This is a genomic window from Nitrincola sp. A-D6, from assembly GCF_000764495.1.
GTDB lineage: Bacteria > Pseudomonadota > Gammaproteobacteria > Pseudomonadales > Balneatricaceae > Nitrincola.
On record NZ_JRLB01000015.1, the window covers coordinates 16,600 to 39,060 of the forward strand.

Here is a 22,461-nt window from a genome sequence, read left to right on the forward strand (position 1 = left end):
AGTCCTATTGGTTGAAACTTCTAAGAGCCAGACCGCAGGCTTTAGCCAGTACGGCACCATCGCGATTGAGGCGCTCAGGATTCAGCTTTCGGTTAACCGCTGTATGATTGAAGGGTATTAACAGCTGCGTTTCAACCTCTAACTCGTCGGATAAACGCTTGGTCAGATTTGGCAAGCCTGATACGCCACCGCAGATATACACCCTACCCAATTGACCATGTACACCTGACGAGTAAAAAAACTGCAGGGCACGCGAGACCTGCTGAATAACTGTATCTGTAAAAGGTACAACCATTTGATCAACAATGGCCTGATCCAGCGTATTTTCACGAAAAGCCAGATCCACCTCTTCCATCGACATACCATGCTGCTGATGAATGGCTTGAGAGAGATCATTACCACCAAAAGCCTGTTCACGGTTGTAGGCCAGTTTGCCTTTCAAAAACACATTCAGGCAAAGCGTAGAAGCACCTATATCTACCACAGCGACTAATTGATCACCCGGTGCCTGATCAATCAATGCAAGAACTCGTTCCATCGCATAGGTATCGACATCCACCACTTCACACTTGACCCCGGCAGCATTCACAGAATCCTCACGCGAATCTGCATTTTCTTTACGACATGCGACCAGCAGAATATCATTAAGATTTGCATCCTTGCTGGCTGGACCAATGACCTCAAAATCCAAAGCGACTTCTTCAAGTGGGTAGGGAATAAACTGATCTGCTTCAATTTTAACCTGGTCTTCCAGCTCAATGCCGGTAAACAGATTACTAAGCTGAATGCGTTTAGTAATAACAGCGGAGGAGGGAACAGCCACAACAGCTGAGTTATATTTACCACCGCAGATTTTCAACCCGCGCTGAACAGCCGCCGTGACTTCTTTAACCTCTTCAACATTGCCATCAATTACGGCACTGGCTGGCAAAGGGACAATTGCATAGGCATCTATCTGATATTGATTGCCATTGACTGACATGGAAACCAATTTGACTGAAGATGATCCTATATCGATACCAATCCAGCCAGATGTTTTTTTTCCGAATAAGCTGACCACAATTCAATCCTTTTCCGTTAGTACCGGAACATGCTGCAGGTTAACAGCTAAAACCATTTATCAGTAATTTAAACGCCTGTCAGCTATACTGTAAAGCCCAGTGACAGATATAATACTCATTTTAGACCGAAATTAGACAAAAAGGTGACCATGCGCAAACTTTTTACCCTGCTTAAGGTTTTTGTGGGCCTTTCGTTATTCATTATTGTACTGATAATTGCTGGCGCTTTTTTTGCCTTACATCAATATAAACCTAATCTTCCTGATGTACACGAACTTCGCGACGTAAGATTCCAGATTCCACTGAGAATTTTTTCCGCGGACGGTAAGCTAATGGCAGAGTATGGCGAACAGCGCCGAATTCCAATTAGCTATACAGAAATTCCTGATACGTTACGCCATGCCATTCTGGCAGCAGAAGACAGCCGCTTTTATGAGCATTCAGGTATCGATATTAAGGGACTGAGTAGAGCGGCGTTTGAACTGATTTCAAGCGGCGAAATTCAATCAGGCGGATCTACCATTACCATGCAGGTGGCGAAAAACTTCTTTCTGTCACCAGAACGCACCTTCGTGCGTAAATTTAATGAAATTATACTCTCACTAAGAATTGAACAAGTGCTTAGTAAAGAAGAAATACTGGAACTCTATGTAAACAAAATTTATCTCGGACAGCGGGCGTATGGCGTACAAGCTGCCGCCAACATTTATTATGGCAAGGATATCAGTGAACTTAGTCTTGGTCAGATGGCCACAATTGCCGGCCTTCCCAAAGCTCCATCAGCCAACAACCCTGTCAGGAATCCCCAGCGCTCCATTGAGCGACGCAACTGGATTCTCGGACGTATGCTCAGCCTGGGTTATATAGATGATGTAGAATATGACTCGGCCGTTCAGGAGCCTGAGGTCGCACGCTATCATCAAGCCGATATTGAACTGTCCGCCTTTTATGTAGCAGAAATGGTGCGCGCAGAAATGGTCCGCTTGTACGGTGAGCAAGCGTATACAGATGGGTTCAATGTAACCACCACCCTGGATAGCTCTATGCAGACTGCAGCGGATAACGCATTGCGCAGCGGTCTGATCGCCTATCATGAACGGCATGGCTATCATGGCCCTGAAGCGCAGGTAGATCTTGCAGACCTTAGCCCGGAAGCGCGCATTGAATTACTTGGCGAATATCCACTACATGCCAATATGCACCCAGCCCTGGTCATTAATACCAGCGAGCAGGAAGCCACCATCATGCTGCGTGATGGCAGCGAGCATCAGCTCAGTTGGGATGCAATGAAATGGGCACGAGCCTATCGTTCAGTAAATGCCATGGGACCAGCACCACAAACGGCAACTGATGTCCTCACAGCCGGGGATATTATCCGTGTAGCACCTCATGATGATTACACCTGGCACCTAACACAACTTCCACGGGTTCAGGGTGGAGTGATAGCAATGGAATCGGATACGGGCGCCATTCGCGCCCTGTCCGGTGGCTTCAGCTTTACTCACAATAAATTTAACCGGGTGACACAAGCTTTCCGCCAGCCAGGCTCAACATTCAAGCCTTTTTTATACGCAGTAGCCTTAGAGAACAACTATACCGCTGCCAGTGTTATCAACGACTCTCCTATTGTTATCCATGATGTGAGCCTGGCTGGTGAGTGGCGCCCTGAAAATCACTCCCGCGACTTTGAAGGCCCGATACGTCTGCGCGAAGCGCTATATCGATCAAAAAACCTGGTTTCAATTCGATTAATGCGTGACGTGGGTGTAAATACGGCACACCAGCATATTCTTAAATTCGGATTTGATCCGCAACGCACGCCAGCTAACTTGTCCTTAGCACTGGGTAGTGCCGATGCCACACCCATTCAGATCAATACCGGCTATGCTACGTTTGCCAATGGAGGATACTTGGTTTCGCCCTGGTATATTGATGAAGTCGATGTTAACGGCCTACCGATACAGCTCCCCGATAATGCCGGAGACGCATTCAAAGCCACCAATACACGCCTTAATCACAGTGAACCCGAAGACTACCGTATTATCGAAGCATCAACAGCCTTTATTATTAATGACATTCTTGCCGATGTTATTCGTCGGGGTACAGGACGTCGGGCCCAAGTTTTAGAAAGAAATGATTTGGCAGGTAAAACCGGCACGACCAATCAGCAAATAGATGCATGGTTTTCGGGTTACAATCGTGATTTGGTAGCGACAGCATGGGTGGGTTTTGATCAGCCAGCCCCACTTGGACGTAGTGAATACGGCGGCACGGCGGCATTACCCATTTGGATTGACTTTATGCGCACAGCCCTGCAGGACAAAGCAGAATCTGCACCGCAGCGTCCCGATAGTGTTGTCCAGGTACGCATAGATCCAACCAGCGGTTTACAGGCTTATAATGGTCAATCTGATGCAATCAGTGAGTATTTTACTGAAGATTCAGTTCCTAGACGTGCCAGTGCTCCGGGCGAATCAGGCAATCGTGTACTCGAGTCATTATTCGACTAGACCAAGGTGACATGCTTTTCTGACCCTACATCCTGTACAAAAATCGCCCGCAGAGCGGGCTCCTACAATATGTGGGTAATCTCTACCTGTGGGAGCTCGCTCCGCGAGCGAAAAGCAATCGCCCGGAGACCGGGCTCCTACATTGGCATTATACCTTCGCCCACAAACCGGGCTCCTACAACAACGGTGCGATCTGGTTTAAAAGTGGCTGGGGGCCGATGACGCCGTGTACGGCGAACTCGCGACGCTCACGACCCTGTTGATCGAAAAACACCAGCGCTGGGGGACCGAATACCTGGAAGCGCTGATTCAATGCACGTGAATCGCTATCATTACGGGTCACGTCGATCTTGATTTTGACAAACTCAGACAAGCCCGCCTGAACCTCGGCATCGGCAAAGGTGACAAACTCCATCTCAGCACAGGTCACACACCAGTCCGCATAAAAATCCAGCATCACCGGCTGCTGAGCCGCTTTTGCTTCTGTCAGCAAAGGCTCAAGCGCTGTTAGCGAAGTGACGGTTTGATTGAATTGCATCGATGAACCTTGTGCAGCACCCGCGGGGCCTGCCGCCAGCCCCACGCCCTGCAAGGGGTACACCAGGCTACGTCCACCGGCAAATAAACCCAGCAGCAAAGCAACCCCGTACACCAACATTACCAGGCCAATACCTTTCCACAAGCGCTGCCAGCCACTAACTGTATCTGCCAATTTATCCAGTGCATTCAGATACACAGCGCTAATAATCAGAACAATTGCCGTTAGGGCCATGGTGACTTGTACAGGTACAATCCGGTCCAGCATCCATACCGCCAGCAACAGCAACATCACACCAAAGCCAGCCTTGATCGCCTTCATCCAACTTCCGGCTCTGGGCATGAACTTCCCGGCCGATGTACCTACCAGCAGCAGTGGAACGCCCATACCCATCGACATGGAAAACAGTGCCGTACCGCCCAATACGGGATCGCCCGTCTGACCGATATAGATCAATGCCCCCGCCAGAGGTGCCGCCATACAAGGGCCGACGATCAGCGCAGAAAGAAAGCCCATCACCGCCACACCCGTTATCTGACCACCTTTCTGGCTGCGGCTCATCTGATTCAAACGGTTCTGCAAACCGCTGGGTAGCTGTAGTTCATAAAAACCAAACATGGATAGCGCCAGCAACACAAACACAGCGCTAAACACAGAAATGATCCAGGGATTCTGAAAGCTCGCCTGAATATTCGCACCAAATAACCCTGCCAATACACCCACCAGGGTATAGGTGACCGCCATGGCTAACACATAGACACTGGAGAGCCCCAGCGCCCGACGCGTTGACACCCGCTCCTGCTGGCCAGCAATAATACTGGACAAAATCGGGATCATCGGGAACACACAGGGGGTCAGCGACAACGCCAGTCCGGCCACAAAAAACGCCGCCAGAATCAAGGGCAGACTACGTCCACTTAACACTTGCGTAAAGCGATCATGTTCGGCCACTGACACCACAGAAGACTCTGCAGCTAAAGTCTGCTCAGGTGGCATACCTTCGGGCCAACTCAGGCCCGCAGCCAGGGGTAAAGTAGATAAGGGGACGGACTCGGTTACCGGCGGGTAACAGATACCCCTTCCCAGCAGCCTGATAAGTAATTTCCAGCGAGGCATTCCCGACCACCTCAGCATCAGCGCCGATCAATAAAGCCGCAGCAGCCTGGCCCGTCCAGACATCTACCTTACCAAACAGTGGGTCATCCTTGGTAACACCAACCTGGCGCCAACTCTCTACCAGTTGAACACCCTCTGGCAGGGTGAATTTCAGATGATCACGGTAGAGATAATAATCGTCATGGATGCTCCAGTTCAGCTCAAAAACACCTGGTGCAACAACCCGGGTATCCAGCTGAAACACCTCTTCAACCGGCAGAGGGCCAGCGGAAGTACCTGAAGAGTTAAAAATTGAGAGAAACCTATCGCCCAGAGAATTATCGCCCGCAGCAACATCGCCCGGAGACCGGGCTCCTACATTATCAGCCAATGTAGGAGCTCGCTCCGCGAGCGAATTATCGCCCAGAGAATATTCGCCCAGGGACTGGGCTCCTACATTACCACCTATTGTAGGAGCTCGCTCCGCGAGCGAATTATTGCCCAGAGAATATTCGCCCAGGGACTGGGCTCCTACAAGGTTTGACAGGCTTAGCAAAATGATCGTGAGAAATATCAATATCGGTTTTAACACAATGTATCCTTCAACCCGGGTGCGCTTCAATCTGCAGAATCAGACCATTAAGCGGTCCTATCGTTCCAATAGTCGATATTATACCTATTTCCTCTTATAAGCCGTGCGGGGATATGTAAAAATACCCCTACGAATCTATCTGCTTTCAGGAACTAACAGAGATGACCGATACACGTTTAGAAGACCTCAGTATTGAATCCATCACACCGATCATTACACCACGCGCACTTAAAGCCAAACTGCCCTTGAGTGAAAATGCTGTTGCCACAGTTATTCGTGAGCGTCAGGTGGTAAAAGATATTCTGGACCGCAAAGACAAGCGCTTGATGGTGGTGATCGGTCCCTGCTCTATCCATGATCCGGAAGCCGCCCTGGAATATGGTCGTCGCCTGAAAGCACTGGCTGAAGAAGTTAAAGATTCGCTGTATCTGGTCATGCGTGTGTATTTTGAAAAGCCCGCACCACCGTAGGCTGGAAAGGCCTGATTAACGATCCGCACATGAATGACTCGTTTGAAATCGAAGAAGGTCTGCGTATCGGGCGCCAGTTGCTGATCGACTTGTCCGACATGGGCTTACCACTGGCCACCGAAGCGCTTGATCCTATCTCGCCCCAATATATGCAGGACCTGATCAGTTGGTCGGCTATTGGTGCGCGCACTACAGAATCCCAGACTCACCGTGAAATGTCATCCGGTTTGTCTTGCGCCGTGGGCTTTAAAAATGGTACCGATGGAGGGCTTACTGTTGCTATTAATGCGATGGAATCCGTGTGCCACCCGCACAATTTCCTCGGTATAGATGAAGAAGGCAAGGTATCCATCGTCAAAACACGCGGCAACGCCTATGGCCATGTGGTACTGCGCGGCGGAAACGGCAAACCGAATTACGATTCAGTCAGTGTACGTCTGTGCGAACAGGCACTGGAAAAGGCCAAGCTCAGTAACAACATCATGATTGACTGCAGCCACGCCAATTCCAACAAAGACCCGGCGCTACAGCCGCTGGTTGCAGAAAATGCTGCTAACCAGATTCTCGAAGGCAACCAGTCCATCATCGGCCTGATGATTGAGTCCAATCTGGAATGGGGCAACCAGTCCATCCCGGCCAACCTCTGTGACCTTAAGCACGGCGTATCGGTGACTGATGCATGTATTGACTGGAAAACCACGGAAGAATGTTTGCGTGGAGTTCATGCGAAGCTGAAGGATGTTTTACCGAAGCGGTAAGACATATTGCCCGGAACATTCGCCCGCGGAGCGGGCTCCTACAGAAGGTGAGAAATCCCCCTGTAGGAGCTCGCTCCGCGAGCGAAAGATGGGATAGATCGCCCGCAGAGCGGGCTCCCACAAAGAGCAGAATCGCCCGAGGACCGGGTTTCTACTGGTCGATGTTGATGTGGCCGCTGTTAACCAAGTGGTCGATAATGGCTTCATCAGTGGTCATGGTGCCGGTATCAATTCCCAGATCGGTAAAGGATACACCATCCAGCATGATGGATTGAGTTGCACCAGAGCCATCACCCTGTGGTGTCAGTTCAATCAATGTACCTTCAGCAGACTCAGTCACACTGATATAATCAGTGAGGTCTCCATGCTCTTCACCCTGAAGAAGGTCGGCGACATCCAATACATCCCCATCTGCCACATTAAAGTCCATGACAACATCGTCACCACCCTGGGTATCCAGCGTCCACTTGAATGTATCAGCGCCAGTACCACCAATCAGAACATCATCGGCATCTGTTGCAAAGAGATAATCATCGCCAGTACTACCGACAATTTCGCCATCTGTGTTGGTATAGCTGTAACCCACTGGCTTGATGGCAAAGGATGAGCCTTGTGACCCATCAATAGCCAGATAGCTAAAGGAGTCTGATGACTCAAATACCAACGTTCCGTCATCCATGAGCTCAAGTGCTGCCGGATCACCAATACGGTTCCCGTCGGCATCAAACAGCGAGAAGGTTGCAGAGTTACCCAGATCACCTTGCACTTCAAAGCGAATGCTGTTCAGTCCCTCTTTAAACTGCAGCAACAAGGCTTCAGGCTGCTCAATCATGGCAGGGTTATCATTGCCATTGTGGTCTACAGCAAGGAAACCTTCAGTGCTAAGAGTCACTAAATGAGGACCTTTAGTCATCGCATCGTTATCCAAGCGACCACTCTGGCCCTGATTAGCATAGGTGCCAGAGTTGCCCTGTCCCTGGCCATTACCACTGTTGTGCGCAGATGCACCCAGAATAATATCAGCAGGAGGCGTATCATCAGTCCAGTCAGAAGGTACGCTATCCGGAACTGAAGTGTCTGTCAGCATGTCTATCTGAACAATCACCGGATCACTGGCATTACCAGCCTCATCGGTCACCTGATACTGAAACTCAGCCGATGGGATCTCTTTAAAGCTGACGCTCTGCAAGAAATAATCACTGCTGTCGTTTGTATTAGCGCTACCGCCGTCACCATACTCGGTTGCAGTAAAGCGCAACTGATCAAATACCACGCCACTCAGCGTAAATGCACCACTACCATTACCAGTTCCTTTAGACGTATCGAAACCAGATGATGGCGTAAAGTCAATCAGTGCTCCACTGAGTAATGCTGATGAACTGCTACCGGTAAAGGTCCAACTGCCAACAGAAGTACCATTCAGAAACGCTTCTACACGGCCTACTTCATGCTCATTAAAGATCAATCGGCCAACTGCAATCTCGGCTTCACCGACCGGATTGGCAAAGTCGAGGATAATAGTCTCTGAATTACCATCACGATAGCCAAGCTGGTTAGGAACCTGCTCCTGACCAAAGCTGCTGCCATCAATACCCACACCTTCAGAGGTGAACTTCAATGTAGATGCATCGCTCTGTCCATCCATGGTATAGCCATGAAGCGTTACACCATGTGCTTGCCAACCAGACAGTGAGTTGCCACTCAGAGACAGAGCTGGTTGATCAGACAGAGCCGACTGTAAGTCACCCGGTGTAGCGACCCAATAAAGGTCAGCATCGTCTGAGAACGTGCTGCCAGCCAGATCACTTGCATCAAAGGGCACATAGCCGCTACCTGTATTCAGATACAAGGTACCGTAAGTCGGAAGATCGGTAACCTGGAATACCAGATTGGACTCCAGAGTTTCCTGATCCTGACCACCCAGAGACGCATCCGTTTCCGCTACAGAGGGTGATGACAAGCCTGCTTCAGCCGAATCAACCCGCCACCCACGCTAAACTGTTTAACGAATACAGCGTCTTCTGGTAAACCTGCAGGAAGGCTACCGAAAGCGACACTGGCGTTGGTCAAAACTGGATCAGCCATGGGGGGTGTATTCTCGACCAGACCAATAGATACAGAGCGCTGGACCGAATCACCATCACCATCAACAACTGTGTAGCTGAAGGTTTCTTGCTGACTTTGCTGCAGCGCGTCTGGTGGCGTATACAACAACTCACCAGAGGCACCAATTGAAAGACTACCACCCAGATTACCCGCACTGAACTGAACAGCACCTTGCAGGCTGCCATTCAGATAGCCATCCGAGCCCACATCAATACCCAGAGCGGCAACCGCGTCAGCTGCCAGCACATAATCACTAACACCAACAGCCACATCATTACCATAGACAAAGTTTTCAGCCGATGGGCCATCATCATAGAAACGAATAGCTGCACTGGCATCAATTTTGGCTGATTTACTATCACCATCACCATCAGTGATAGTAGCCACCAGGTCTACCAAGCCTGCTGTAAGCAGGACAGCATCATTTGGTGTGGTGTCATCAGAATGCATTAAAGCTCTGATCTGATCAAGGGTCACCTCACCCGTACTACTATTAACATCGAGTGTAAACACAACCGCGCCAGTTTCAGCGGCGATGGCATTCACACCTTCTCGACCTTCAACGATTCCATTCTCCAGGAAAAGGAAAACCTCATTGCCAGTTGCAGTATCAACCAGACCCGATGCACCTTGATTCAGGTTCAGGTATAAGCAATGTCACCAGCGCCATCAGCGCCAAATGCACCTTCAAAGAAACTGCTAACGTTCGCTGTGGCATCTGTGTCCAGATCTGATTCATCAACAGCTAACCCAAACGTATCGGCAAACATGTTGATATTATCGAGATAGGCGCCATAGCTATCATCGGAACCGAGACCAACAAAGCTAAGCGGAGTTGAGCCCGCTGCCAAGCCGCTAAAAGTAAGCGAAATAGTGGTCCAACCGTTATTGTTTGGATTCTGCTCAACCGCAACATTGTCAGGAGAGCTGATCGCAATACTACCATCTGACTGGGCGTCGATAATGATTTCCAAATCACCCAAGAAAACTTTCATATCGCTGTCCGCGACATGGCCGGGTCTTGGCTTATAGTCGAAACTCAGTGTCACCTCAGAGGAAGGCAGTTCAACAACAGTTGAAAGCGTTGTGTTACCGTCATTGCTGTAAGGATCAAGCTCAGCATGGTAGTTTCCATCGGACGCAGTACTGCCCCCAGTGTTTCCTGCCTGAATTTCAATACCTGCGGAATTGACCGTCCACACAACACCGTTGTTACCGATAATAGTTCCATTATCGCCTTTCACCACAGCCCAACCATTGGTGCCAGAGAAAGTCTCGAAAGATTCACTTAGTAACTCGACCCGTGTCTGAGCATCGATCGAAGGCACATCGTCCTCAAAATTAAACGCGCTACTAATGTCCAGAGTCTGCGCTGCGTTGGCAGCGTCGCCATCAGCGTCAGTCACACTAGCTGCAGCAGTAAGAGCGATAGTACCTTCTGGCAAGCCAAGCAGGTTAGCGCTGTTATTGAATGCATCGCCGTCGGCATTTTCACCGACGTGATCAAGTTCGGCATACTGAGTCAGTTTAACGTTGCCACCGGCATCCACGCTGATATCAAACACCGTGTTTTCGGTATTTACATCACCGATAGCGGCGGCTGTAGAACCCACAACCTTGCCATCAATGAGGAACAAGGTGATGGCAAGACCAGCACTGCTCAAGCCGGAGTCGGAATTAGTCACTGACAGGCTGTAAGCCAGGGACTCACTGCCAGGGCCATCGGTGCCGGCATCACTGACAAGCGTAAAGAAGGAAGCAAAAGCGGCACTTGCTTCATCGGTAAGATCTCCGATGGTTTCAGCATCCTGGGTAGTCAGCACAGGCAGGTTAGACGACCAGACAACACCGATATTGACGTCGTTGTAATCGTTGTCGCCACCACCATGGAGATCCTCCCAGTTCAGGTTGCCTGGTTTAGCATTGTCCTGGACATGGTCAAGCCCATCGGCATTGAGTGCGCCGACATCAAACAGCACGTTGGTTCCCTGCCCGACCAGCTCTGTACCGCCGGTAGTTACCGCCTGCCAATTGCCCGAGCCATCCTGAACAAATACCACCTCAGTGTTTGGCTCCAGGCTACCGTTGAGACGATCACCATTTGGAAGGATGAAAAAGCCTACCTGATCCGGTGTGTAACCCGTAATAGTCACACTGCTGTCGGTAAAGTTTTTAACATTATCCCATACCACGGCACCTGTTGTGGGGTTGCCATCTGCATCCTTGATGTAATAACCGAAGCTGTTGTTGTAACCCGCTGAGGTTTCACCATAATTGGTGATAGCCAGTGTGTAGCTAACGGCTGGCTCAATAGTTACAGTCGGGCCATCATCTTCAATACTGAAGGCACCGGCCGCACCCAGATCGAACTCAACGCTATCACTGTCACCATCAGCATCTGTTACGGTCTGCTGCAGAAGCAGAGTGCCTTCTTCCAGCAGGAGTGTTTCAGCATCATCATGCTCAGCAGTATCACTGTGCCAGATATTGGCAAACTGCTCGAATTCAATTTCACCAGATTCAGGATCCAGGGTCAGCGTGAAGTAAACCACCTCACCAACACTACCGGTCACTACTGTGCCAGCTGCATTGGCACTTAACTGGATTTCATCCCCCTGTCCGATGCCATCACCATCTGCGTCACTGGTATCCGTCGAATCCAGCGCAAACAGACCACTACCAACACTCTCTGCACCTTCGCCTGTATTCAATACAAAGGCATAGTTCACACTACCAGAGCCATCGGTACCGAAGTCGATATCGTCACCTGTGGCAAAGTAGACCGAAAAGTCGGCGGAATCACTGCGAATGCCATCCCCACCATCGGGTAAAGCAGACTCATCCACCACCAGTTGGGGCATAACTTCGAGGCCCTCTGCCAAAGCAGCAGTCGGGCCATCATCTTCAATCGAGAAAATTTCGGAACTCAGGTCGAGGCTGGCAGATGAGGTGTCACCATCTGCATCAATTGCAGTCGCTGTCAGCAGAATGCTGCCCACAGCTGCATTCAGCCAGGCTGCATCATCGTGATCAGAGGTATCGGAATGCCAGACGTTTTCAAAACGGGTAAAACTGACCACACCGGTATCGCCATCGACGGCAATCTGGAAGTATTCAGTGTCACCAACCATACCGACAATAGTATCGCCGTTCATGCTCAGCATGATCTCGGCACCCTGACCCAATTCACCTTCGGTAGTATTTTCCGGATCAAGAGCAAACAGGCCGGAACCCATCTGTTCGCCAGCCAGTGACAGCGCATAGCTCACACTACCGGGGCCGTCAGCGCCATAAGCTACATCGAAGTTACCGGAGAAATCAGCGGAGGTGGTCCAGACGCCATCAGCACCACCCACAACGGCGTTGGTCAATGAAACCTGAAGCTGGTAGGTGCCACCGGTCGGAATCGGGTTATCCGGGTTGCTGCCACCAGGGAACTGACCAACAGAAATATAGTAAGTACCGGGGGTGGCGAAAGTATAGGTGAGGTAGGAGTCAAAAGCATGGCTACTACCGCCATCACCCAGAGCAGTCGAAGCATCATCATTATAGGCTATGCGGGTTCCATCCGAATTCCACAAATGGATATAGGGATCAAAACTGCCTCCGTGGTTTCTGCCATAGTCGACGTCGAACACCGCGGTACTACCCGGCTCGGTAACGGTGAAGGCATAGTAGTCTGCCGCATTATTACCGGTAGCATGAATGGAAACAAAGGGGGTATTCTCCGAATCCTGGACATCAGGATTAGTGCCCAGAGTGAAGTGGCCGTCCAGATTGATAGCACTGGCAAGGTTATGATTAGCCAGTGATTGTGGATTTTCGACAATGCCAGAACCATCTGCATCACCACTGCCAACTGGAGACTCATCCACGGTCAGTGTTGGCATCTCCACTTCTGTGCCATCAGCAGTCATCACCGGACTGTCATCATCAACATTGACCAGAAGAGTACCGGTAGCCGCATCACCATCACTGTCTGTTACGGTAAATGACAAGGGCAGCTGAATGTTGTCTTCAGTGCTGTTATCGGGATGGTCGAGAGGGCCGTAAAGTGTGAAGGAATAGCCACCCGTTAAAATGTCAGTAATTTCTGCCGAGAAAATAACCTTGACCGAAGAGCCTTCTTCGCCCTGAGAAGGAAAATCGCCCTGAGAAGGGTTTTCACCCTCAAAAGGAAAATCACCCTGGACAGGGATTTCATTAATCTGTCCGACATAACCGACCAGAGTAGTTCCGTCTTCAGACAACCAGTACTGCAACTCTTGTCCGCCAGATGTCAAATCTTCAGTGGGCAGGTTAAAAGTCAGACTGCCAACACCGTCAGGACCATAGGAAAAGTCGAGGGTGCCAACCATTGTTGTGGGTGAATTCGGTGGCAGGTCATCACCAAAGGCTCCATCATTATTACCGTTATGATAGAGACCACCCGGAAAATCTATACTGTTGGCAAAAGCATCAAACCATGAGGTTTCCCAAAAATCAGGTCCTCTTTCATAGGCAATATCATCTTCATCGACCGCAATGGTCACGTCACCGGCGCTGGGCAGTCCATTGACAGGTTCTTCAGCCGCTGCACCAACACCCGCATCGCCAATAGGTGCATCAAAATTGGTGACAGCCTGTTGTTCAAACTGAAATGCCAAAGGATCAACACTTTCAGAAACTCGCATCAAGCGGACAAACGAGCCACCGCCGCCTTCGGGTGCGCCTTCGGCACCGGCAGCTGGTGCTTCCAGCTCATCCAACAGATCACCATCACCCTCCAAGGCCGCAAGGATCGCATCCACACTCGGATCTGTAACTTCGCTTTCAACCGGTTCAGGGCTGATGCCGTGATCTGGTTTTCCGTCAACTGTAAACTTTGCGGACCGTTCAGGCTGACAAGTTCACCATTGCCATAATCTAAAACAACTTGAGATCCATCAGCAGTAATCAGGACTTCGCCCGCAAAGAGGGCATCTCCTTGTGTCAGTACACGTATAGTGCCATCTTCTGCGCGAGCAGAAACTTCACCAGTAAGGCTTACGATGGTTGCGACTTGGGGGCTCATGATAGCTACCTCTAAATTATAATTACTGCAGAAGCTTTCTAGCTTCAATTCATTTTGAGGAGTCCTTTCTATGCACTAATTATAGGCACGGGTTTGAATAATGGTATTGTACTGAAGTACATTGCCAGTAAACATGAGGCTTACAGCTAGATTTAGACAATCCAAATATGTTTGAATTATTAACCTATGATTATTAAGTGTTTTTTCTTTGCACACAAAAAAACCCGCAGAGCGGGCTTTTGGCATAGCGATTAATCACGCCAGATTAGACAACATGTCATCCACAATAACCCTGGCTTCGCTCACCAACTGATCCAGATGATCCTGATCCACAAAGCTTTCAGCGTAAATTTTATAGATTGACTCAGTACCACTGGGACGGGCGGCAAACCAACCATTGACGGTCATCACCTTCACACCACCAATAGACTCAGCATTACCGGCAGCCTTCACCAGAATATCGGTGATCGGCTCACCCACCAGGTGCGAAGAGCGGATATGCGAAGCCTGCAACCAACCCAACACTTTTTTCTCAGCGGCAGTGGCCGGTGCATCAATACGCTTGTAATGTGGCAGACCCAGGGTTTGAGTCAACTCAGCGTAATACTGACTCGGCGACTTACCGGTTACAGCAAACACTTCAGCCGCCAGCAAACACAGAATGATGCCATCCTTGTCGGTTGACCAAGGTTCACCAGCCATGGTCAGAAAACTGGCGCCAGCACTCTCCTCACCCGCAAAAGCCAGGCGCTTCTGATGCAGCCCCTCAACAAACCACTTAAATCCGACGGGTACTTCATAAAGCACACGACCATGCTTGCTGACGACTCTATCCAGAATGGACGAACTCACCAGGGTTTTACCCACAGCCAGACTCTCATCCCACTGAGGTCGATGCGTCAACAAGTAGTCGACCGCGACCGCCAGATAGTGATTTGGGTTCATCAGGCCCTGAGCATCAACAATACCATGGCGATCCGCATCAGGATCGTTAGCCAGCGCCAGATCAAACTGATCCTTTAGCTTGAGCAGGTTTGCCATCGCCTGCGGACTGGAACAGTCCATACGAATCTGGCCATCATGATCCGGGGGCATAAAAGCAAAAGTAGGATCCTGGCTTTCATTCACAATAGTCAGATTGATTTTAAAGCGTTGCGCTATCGCCTGCCAAACTTCCAACGCCGTTCCACCCATCGGATCAACGGCAATGCGCAAACCGGAACCTTCAATCGCCGCCATATCAATCACTTCAGGAAGATGGGATACATACAACCCGACATAATCAAACGCACGTACAGCGTTTTGCGCCACCTCTGAAGAGACACGCTTAATCTCCTTAAGCCCCTTCTCCAGCAACACATTGGCACGATCCTGAATCTCACGCGTCACCTCAGAAGCCGCCGGACCACCATCAGGTGTGTTGTACTTAATCCCGCCATCACCCGGCGGATTATGCGAAGGCGTAATCACAATCCGTCAGCCAAAGCCTCGGGCTGATGCAAATTGTGCTGCAAAATAGCATGGGAAATAAGCGGAGTTGGCGTGTATCCACCCTCTGGATGCACACAGACATCTACACCCTGTGCAATCAAAACCTCAATCACACTGCCATAAGCAGGCTCTGACAGCGCATGTGTATCGATACCCAGATATAAAGGACCAAAGATGCCTGCTGCGGTGCGGTATTCAATAATAGCTTGTGTGATTGCCCAGATGTGCGCCTGATTGAACGACGCATTATGCGATGTGCCACGATGCCCGGATGTACCAAAGGCAACTCGCTGAGCTGCCACACCGGGATCAGGTACTTTCTGAAAATACGCTGAAACCAGCGTAGATATTGATAGTGCTTGCATAGAACATTCCCTTTTCAATAGTCACTGCACGCGCTTCCATAACTCTGCGGCCAGTAAAACGCGAAGTTTTTAGTTTCAGAAAAACTGATTCTAGACTACAAAAATGAACGTCCTATGTCTCTAACAAACGTTAGAAAAATTTATTTATTTTGCAATGCACATAGATTGTATACAACCTGCAGGAGCCCACTGTAGGAGCTCGCTGTAGGAGCTCGCTCCGCGAGCGAAAAACATTCACCCGGAGACCGGCTCCCACAAATATATACCACCTGTAGGAGCTCGCTCCGCGAGCGAAAAACCTTCGCCCGGAGACCGGGCTCCTACAGGGAAAAAATTACGCGGCGGCTAAAGCCAACTGCTCACGCTTGGCTTTGCGCTTTTTCACCCAACCCATGCCAGCCAGGCCAGTCAGGAACAACCAGGCAGCGGCGGGTAGTGGTACTTCGGACAGACTATCAGTACTGTAAAAGGTTACATTAGAGATGTCATTCTGATTAAACTCATAGCTACCCAGAGCCGTATCAATCATAAACACCGCCCAGGTTGGGCCTTGCTTGATACCTATAGCAATCTGAGAAAACATAGAACTAATCGACTCAGGAAGGGTAATAGTAGTCACCCCGCGCCGACTGGTCCAAATCGTATTACCACCTTCGAATTTAGTTACATAAGTGTAACCTTCACCGACAGGATTAATAAGAAAGCCATTATTATCAGCATTACTGGTCAGATTGGTCCCTGCCGAGCCTTTGGTGGATCCCGACAACAAGCAATCCCCACCAGACAAGCTAAAGCCCGAACAACCACCCGTATTGCTCGGAACAGGTGCTGCAAAGAGCTTACCCGCCATCAGACACACACTGATAACCATCAAAACAACTAGTTTTTTCATTTTATTACCCTAGTAGCATTCGCCCGGAGACCGGGCTCCCACAACATACACCACCCGTAGGAGCATCGCTGTAGGAGCTCGCTCTGCGAGCGAAGAGCATTCGCCCGGAGACCGGGCTCCCACAGAAAAACAATCGCCCGGGGACCGGGCTCCTACAGCGAAGAATTACGCGGCGGCTAAAGCCAACTGCTCACGCTTGGCTTTGCGTTTTTTCACCCAACCCATGCCAGCCAGGCCAGTCAGGAACAACCAGGCTGCGGCAGGAAGCGGTGTTTCGGTTATATCAACGGTAGAGAAGCTGAGACCCGTCAGCTTAAACCCTTCGTCATAAGTTCCCAGAGGCTATCACTGAAGACGGCATTATAAACACCCACCAACCAATACTGGGATGTCAGGCCACCTTCAACCAGTTTCGGAGTTCCCTGAGTAACACCAGTATAGGTGTCCGCATCACCAGCAGTTGAAAAACCACTTGTCAGCAGATCAGACCATTTCTTACCATTCAACGTGGTCAGCGGAGCCGTATCTGTATACGCCAGAACGCTAGCCCAGTTATTGTTCGTGTAGACCGCATCACCTACGGTGAAACTATCCAGAGAAACTTCGCGACCAAAGTCAAACATAACCATCTGGTACTGACGCTCTGTTACCCTACGGCGTCCATCACGGTATCGAACTTCGTTATTTGAAACACGATGCGCGCCATTGCTATTGACTGCATTGTTAGTTGGCATACCCAGTCCCCAGCCATTCCAGGTTTGCACAGAAGATCCAGAGATAGATCCGCTATTAAAACCAGAATAACCACTTACTGTTAACTGATCATCACCATAGTTATATGTGAGAGAGTTGTGGGCACCTGAATTACCGCCCGTAAAACTCAAACCAATAGACGCCGCCGATACCGGGGCCGCTACAGAGAAAACCAGAGCAGCTGCTGCCGCCAACTGAATAACTTTGTTCATGAAATGTATCCTTGTTTATAATTCACTAATCAATCAGCAGGTTCTGACTAGTGCCACCCTATGGGTCGCTACACTGGCCAGCAACTTTCCTGCTACAAATTTCAATCACATGTTTGAATAATTCAAACGAATATCCGAAACACTTCCTATCGGCTTACTGATCTAAGCCAACTATATACAATAACATAAGCTCAAACATCGGTCCGTAGTACAATACTTTTCAAACACCAATATGAAATTAATAGTAATTTTCTTACTAAACCTTTCATTTATACAAAAATCTAACAAAAACCAAAACATGGCATTTAAAAACAAAAAGTTACAACCAGATAGCATTAGAGAAACATTTGTTTAAATATTGTGCATCTGTAATAATCAGTTCGGCTCAACCGATCCAAGAGCCTCAGTCCACGGAAAATGTGCAGTAAACACCTGGGATTGATCACAATAAAATCTATCATGAATGAGGAACACATCATGAGAACGATGCTTATAGCAGTACTGCTACTCTGTGCCAGCCAACTGACACAGGCCGCGACTATTCATTTCAATGCAGGTGGCAGCTCTCAGCTCACCTTAAGCCCAAGCTTTTATATGGATAACACTGAAGCCTCCGGTCTGACCAACAGCGGCTATGCAAGTGTGTCCAGCGCTACGGGGGGACCCTATATCGCCTACAATGGTAATGCAGCCCCTCTAACAACTTTCGACTGGAACAGCCCAGGCACCTTTGATCTGAACAGTTTTGTTATCGCAGGCGCATGGGGCTCACAAACTCTAACAATCAGTGGCTATAGTGGCGCCGTCCTGACTAATACAGCTCAACTGTTTGTAGATACAGCCGCCAGCGTCTTCCAGGCCAACTGGCTGGGGCTGACAAGTTTCAGTATCGCCACAGGCAATGATTTTTTGCGAGCCTCCAACGTCATTGGAAATGGTCAACACTGGGCACTCAACGCCATTAGTGTGAATGAAGTGCCTTTACCCGCTGCCGCCTGGATGTTCCTGGCTGGTATAGCAGGTGTTATTGGCATCCGTCGTAAAGCGGCCCGTAAAGCCTGATCCTGTTTCTGAACACACCGCCCGCACGGCTGCGGGCGATTACCTTCCTGAAATATCTACAGAGCATGCAAAGGTAAACGTCCAATACGAGCCTCTATACGCTCAATCATCTCTGCGTATTCGTCACTATCAACATCACCATACTGTCGTTCGAATTCTTCACGCGGCATTCTTTCGGGTATACCATCCAAACTTGTAACAAGGTCAGCATCGGTCTGAATCAATTCAAGCAACTTAGGCCACTGATCCGCAGATGTAGCCATCATTCGATTGGATAAACGGATTCCGGAGTTGTTTGCCACAATATCAGTAAAATCGAAACCTGAATGACGCCCGGAGCCTATTGAGTCAAGTAACTCTTTGAACTCACCTGCAGAAACTGAAACACCCCGATTACTAATAGCCTGAATAGCTGCTGCCGTTATAAAGTGGCGGCGCAAGTCCTCACGGCCATGAAAAGTCAGCCTGTTACAAGTGTTTTTCCAACCTTGTTCAGATTCATCGGGGACAGCGCCCAGACGCCCTATAGACATTACGGTATGTACAGAGCCACACGCCCAGGTCAATGCAAGCATGGAAGCGGTATACCTGTCTGCCAGCAATACATCCTCATCACCATCAAGTGCAGCTTGAAGGGCATAGCGGATATAGGGAGCGAAACTTCCGGTTTGCGGAAGCTCACCTGTTTCCATCGAATCTCTCAGTGCAACATAGTATTCCACAAACAGATCTGAGCTGGGCATTTCGCCGCCCCTTAGCACACCAAAAATACCGTCCAGGGCATCGCCTCGGTCATCAGGTGATAAAGCCAGACTAAACACCATGGCATCATTTTCAATCAGCATCTCTGAAGCGGCACCCAAAATAATAGAGCCAAGCTGTTTGCCGGATAGCACATTAGCGCCAAATCGCCCAATATCCAGCGCCAGATCAGGAGGTAACCTGATACCCCCTACAATAAGATGATTTAAAGAAAGCTGATCCTTAAAGGGGACAACAGCAGCGGCAACATTGATCCAACGTGACCCCAGTGGCCAGGGAACCTGAAGAGAACCTTCAACCCAGACAACCTCATCAGTCAATGTCACACGACCACTACCTCTCGGCAACATACGCGTCCCCACACGCATCAGTGAATTTGCCTCAGCTTCAGTTATAACAACAACTTCATCAGCCTCTGCACGCCCCTCGGTCACGGCACGTATATGCTCAACAAAGCCACGCGTATACTGAACATCTTCAGGTGTCGGCGCACCCAATTCAGTTATAAAGGGTTGGTGATCAAGTACAACCTCAACGCTAACCAATACAAGAACAACAAAACCAACCAGGCTGTACAAAATCCAACGCAGCATGCAAAACTCCTTATAAAAGATCATCTCATCCTGTAGGAGCCCGGTCTCCGGGTGATCGAATTCGCTCGCGGAGCGAGCTCCTACATCATCTCATCTTGTGGGAGCCCGGTCTCCGGGCGATTAACATTAATTTCAAGGGTGGCGGCTTCACTCTGCCCTACCCCATCAAACAAGCGATACACCATCCTGTCTGTGCCAACAAAACCAGGATTAGACACATAAACCGGTTCCCCCTCTTCCCAACGGATCAAGCCATTCTCTGGGTGTTCAAGGATCACCACATGCATAGCCGAAGCGTCATCTGCACCCGGTATATCCAGCGGCAAAGGTACCTCGGAAGTTGCAAAATGATCCGCAGGTGGAGGCGCGACGGGTGATGTATAGCTATTCGCGCCGTCTGCCAGCCAGACATACGCCGCCCGGGAGGCAAGTTCATAAACACCACTGCGGGTTTCATTACTATGAACGGCCCGAATCTGGTAATACACCTCCCCTATTTCAGGTGCACCCCCATCGACAAACTGCAACTCATCTGCTGCCAGCATCGACTCAGTCAGTCGCTGATACCCTGACGCCGCCTTATCAGATCGATAGATATGGTAGCCAATCGGCTCATTGGCGGAAGGTGCCTGCCAGGTCAAGGTCGCTAAGCCTGCAACACGAGACACCGAAGGCCCTCGGGGCGGCTGAGACACATGCAAGCGTAAAGTCGGATCGCCCATCAGATTGATATGCACCTGACTTTCAAGATGTGAATATCGACCACCAGGGAAAAACTCACCACCATTGTGGGCATTATTGACCGTGCGTTTATGTGACCGGCCCACCGGCCAACCAGCAGCCATTTGGTGCATATGCCATGCTGGTCTTGCACCCCATCCTGCTGCCAACCCCCAGTCCGGCTGCGCCAACAACATACGCATAGGGTTATTTCTTCCGTGCCACTTCTGCTTACCACTGCCAAAGTTCAGGAAAAACAGCGCACGGTTATTCACATCACCATAATGCTCCCTACTGGAACCGCTATAGTGACCAAAATTCATTGCCCACAGATAGGCTTCCGTATTGAGTTCCGGCTGAAAACTGGCAGCATTAACGTTACCTGCCCCGAACAGAGTTCTCGCCCAGCTATGCTCCTGAAAAAGGTGGCCGCTGTTTAGCAAGGCACGATAAGGAACCTGTCGATCACCATTACGCCACGCATGTGTTTTATGGATATAGTCACGCAGCAGCTCAACTTCACTTTTCTGAACCGCATTTAATCGCGATAAATCCACCCGCCCAACCATCAGATCTACAGCCCGGGGAAGACCGGTGTGATCGAACTTACCATCGCCTTTTATATTATTATCCGCATCTGAAAAACGCAGAATATCCAGCCAGTTACCCTGCAGATCCGCATAATACAAATCGGTTTCATGCGCGGTATCTCTATGGCCATCCGGTGCAGAAAAGCCAGAGCGTGCGACAGGCACCTTACCGAACAGATACAAACCTTTAATGTCAGGATCAGCCAGACTGGCCTCCTGTATGCGGCTATACAGGACTTGATGATCACCCTGGTTGTGCGGCGGGGTTAACAGGCGAGTCACCCCCCAGCCGTCTCCGGCAAGGTCCAGCTCCAGTAGACGCAGCTCAAGGTCCATTTCATCTGCAAGGGTTTCATCAATCACCAACAAAATGGTGCCAGGCTGATCTTCCAGGGGTGCATCCATACTAACAGCTGCATAGGTGGCGGCCTGCTCGTATTTTCGGCTCGCCAAGGCTGGACGATGAACACGATACTCATAATGCTTGCCCGTCACTACATCAGAGTCGGTGTACCGAGTAACTGATGGCGGCAAGACAGCCAGTTCTTCAAACAGCGTCATTTCACTGAAATTTCTGGCCTTGCTGCCATCCCAAACATTGCCGTGCCAAAAACCACTTTTTACACCCAGTTCCCGGCGATAGACCGTGACCTGCATCTCCGCTGCAGACCCCGGCTGCTGATCCCAGGAAAGCCGTACACTTGGTTGAGACCCGGTGGTCACCTGCAAATCAACCTTTATCTCCCGCCTGTCGCCATAGGCATAAGGGATCATCATACCCAAGAGAACAGCTATGATGAGGGCTTTGTATTTCAGCATGTAATCTGATTCCTATTAA

Annotated in this window: 16 protein-coding genes and 1 pseudogene; 3 read left to right on the forward strand and 14 right to left on the reverse strand. The window is 49.8% G+C overall.

Annotated elements, in window-relative coordinates; translation table 11 throughout:
- Nucleotides 1-4: 4 nt before the first annotated feature.
- Nucleotides 5-1,060 (reverse strand): type IV pilus assembly protein PilM, encoded by a 1,056-nt coding sequence (gene pilM / locus LH51_RS03710; protein ID WP_036519839.1) that lies wholly within the window; start codon nt 1,058-1,060, stop codon nt 5-7.
- A gap of 150 nt (nt 1,061-1,210) precedes the next feature.
- On the opposite strand from pilM, the gene LH51_RS03715 reads away from it, so the two are divergent.
- A complete protein-coding gene (locus tag LH51_RS03715) occupies nt 1,211-3,571 on the forward strand; it encodes a penicillin-binding protein 1A (RefSeq protein WP_052063411.1) in 2,361 nt (786 codons plus the stop codon).
- A 175-nt stretch (nt 3,572-3,746) separates the two neighbouring features.
- Here LH51_RS03715 and dsbD read toward each other — a convergent pair whose 3' ends face one another.
- On the reverse strand, nt 3,747-5,204 hold the full coding sequence (dsbD, locus tag LH51_RS03720; RefSeq protein ID WP_235263492.1) for a protein-disulfide reductase DsbD: 1,458 nt from the start codon (nt 5,202-5,204) through the stop codon (nt 3,747-3,749).
- Entirely contained in the window at nt 5,095-5,595 is a 501-nt protein-coding gene (locus LH51_RS22105) for a protein-disulfide reductase DsbD domain-containing protein (protein ID WP_160173674.1), read from the reverse strand. The genes dsbD and LH51_RS22105 overlap by 110 nt, the downstream gene beginning before the upstream one ends.
- A 362-nt stretch (nt 5,596-5,957) precedes the next feature.
- Between LH51_RS22105 and LH51_RS03725 the strand changes: the two are divergent.
- Nucleotides 5,958-7,024, forward strand: a pseudogene (locus LH51_RS03725) (3-deoxy-7-phosphoheptulonate synthase).
- 151 nt (nt 7,025-7,175) lie between these two features.
- Here the strand turns inward: LH51_RS03725 and LH51_RS03730 are convergent.
- The 9 genes from LH51_RS03730 to LH51_RS03755 all read right to left on the reverse strand — a co-directional run bounded on the left by LH51_RS03730 (nt 7,176) and on the right by LH51_RS03755 (nt 17,896).
- Nucleotides 7,176-8,984: a type I secretion C-terminal target domain-containing protein gene (locus LH51_RS03730; protein ID WP_036519842.1), complete on the reverse strand. Its 1,809-nt coding sequence runs from the start codon at nt 8,982-8,984 to the stop codon at nt 7,176-7,178.
- Complete coding sequence (locus LH51_RS03735) at nt 8,966-9,775, reverse strand: DUF5801 repeats-in-toxin domain-containing protein (protein ID WP_327124210.1); 810 nt, start codon at nt 9,773-9,775, stop codon at nt 8,966-8,968. The genes LH51_RS03730 and LH51_RS03735 overlap by 19 nt, the downstream gene beginning before the upstream one ends.
- Entirely contained in the window at nt 9,772-13,920 is a 4,149-nt protein-coding gene (locus LH51_RS03740) for a DVUA0089 family protein (RefSeq protein ID WP_036519847.1), read from the reverse strand. The genes LH51_RS03735 and LH51_RS03740 overlap by 4 nt, the downstream gene beginning before the upstream one ends.
- Nucleotides 13,803-14,183: a retention module-containing protein gene (locus LH51_RS20380; RefSeq protein ID WP_144244162.1), complete on the reverse strand. Its 381-nt coding sequence runs from the start codon at nt 14,181-14,183 to the stop codon at nt 13,803-13,805. Before LH51_RS20380 ends, LH51_RS03740 begins: the two co-directional genes overlap by 118 nt.
- A gap of 255 nt (nt 14,184-14,438) precedes the next feature.
- On the reverse strand, nt 14,439-15,653 hold the full coding sequence (locus LH51_RS23375; protein WP_327124193.1) for a phosphoglucomutase, alpha-D-glucose phosphate-specific: 1,215 nt from the start codon (nt 15,651-15,653) through the stop codon (nt 14,439-14,441).
- Nucleotides 15,650-16,039 (reverse strand): hypothetical protein, encoded by a 390-nt coding sequence (locus tag LH51_RS24000; protein ID WP_327124195.1) that lies wholly within the window; start codon nt 16,037-16,039, stop codon nt 15,650-15,652. The genes LH51_RS23375 and LH51_RS24000 overlap by 4 nt, the downstream gene beginning before the upstream one ends.
- A 334-nt stretch (nt 16,040-16,373) precedes the next feature.
- Nucleotides 16,374-16,931 carry a VPLPA-CTERM sorting domain-containing protein gene (locus LH51_RS03750; RefSeq protein WP_036519851.1) on the reverse strand — a complete coding sequence of 186 codons (558 nt, stop codon included), beginning with the start codon at nt 16,929-16,931 and terminating at the stop codon, nt 16,374-16,376.
- 165 nt (nt 16,932-17,096) lie between these two features.
- Complete coding sequence (locus LH51_RS24640) at nt 17,097-17,270, reverse strand: VPLPA-CTERM sorting domain-containing protein (RefSeq protein WP_081960645.1); 174 nt, start codon at nt 17,268-17,270, stop codon at nt 17,097-17,099.
- Nucleotides 17,240-17,896 carry a hypothetical protein gene (locus LH51_RS03755; protein ID WP_036519853.1) on the reverse strand — a complete coding sequence of 219 codons (657 nt, stop codon included), beginning with the start codon at nt 17,894-17,896 and terminating at the stop codon, nt 17,240-17,242. Before LH51_RS03755 ends, LH51_RS24640 begins: the two co-directional genes overlap by 31 nt.
- 477 nt (nt 17,897-18,373) lie before the next feature.
- Between LH51_RS03755 and LH51_RS03760 the strand changes: the two genes are divergently transcribed.
- Nucleotides 18,374-18,958 carry a VPLPA-CTERM sorting domain-containing protein gene (locus LH51_RS03760; RefSeq protein WP_036519855.1) on the forward strand — a complete coding sequence of 195 codons (585 nt, stop codon included), beginning with the start codon at nt 18,374-18,376 and terminating at the stop codon, nt 18,956-18,958.
- A gap of 56 nt (nt 18,959-19,014) precedes the next feature.
- Here the strand turns inward: LH51_RS03760 and LH51_RS03765 are convergent, their stop codons facing one another.
- Both LH51_RS03765 and LH51_RS03770 read right to left on the reverse strand, forming a co-directional pair.
- Nucleotides 19,015-20,313, reverse strand: a complete 1,299-nt coding sequence (locus LH51_RS03765; protein ID WP_036519858.1) for a hypothetical protein — start codon at nt 20,311-20,313, stop codon at nt 19,015-19,017.
- Nucleotides 20,314-20,393: 80 nt separating this feature from the next.
- Entirely contained in the window at nt 20,394-22,442 is a 2,049-nt protein-coding gene (locus tag LH51_RS03770) for an Ig-like domain-containing protein (RefSeq protein ID WP_036519860.1), read from the reverse strand.
- Nucleotides 22,443-22,461 lie beyond the last annotated feature (19 nt).

Coding starts and splice junctions, on each gene's coding strand:
- LH51_RS03715 (WP_052063411.1), top strand. CDS start 1,211: ATGCGCAAACTTTTTACCCTGCTTAAGGTTTTTGTGGGCCTTTCGTTA.
- LH51_RS20380 (WP_144244162.1), bottom strand. CDS start 14,183: ATGAGCCCCCAAGTCGCAACCATCGTAAGCCTTACTGGTGAAGTTTCT.
- LH51_RS24000 (WP_327124195.1), bottom strand. CDS start 16,039: ATGCAAGCACTATCAATATCTACGCTGGTTTCAGCGTATTTTCAGAAA.
- LH51_RS03750 (WP_036519851.1), bottom strand. CDS start 16,931: ATGAAAAAACTAGTTGTTTTGATGGTTATCAGTGTGTGTCTGATGGCG.
- LH51_RS03755 (WP_036519853.1), bottom strand. CDS start 17,896: ATGAACAAAGTTATTCAGTTGGCGGCAGCAGCTGCTCTGGTTTTCTCT.
- LH51_RS03760 (WP_036519855.1), top strand. CDS start 18,374: ATGAGAACGATGCTTATAGCAGTACTGCTACTCTGTGCCAGCCAACTG.
- LH51_RS03765 (WP_036519858.1), bottom strand. CDS start 20,313: ATGCTGCGTTGGATTTTGTACAGCCTGGTTGGTTTTGTTGTTCTTGTA.
- LH51_RS03770 (WP_036519860.1), bottom strand. CDS start 22,442: ATGCTGAAATACAAAGCCCTCATCATAGCTGTTCTCTTGGGTATGATG.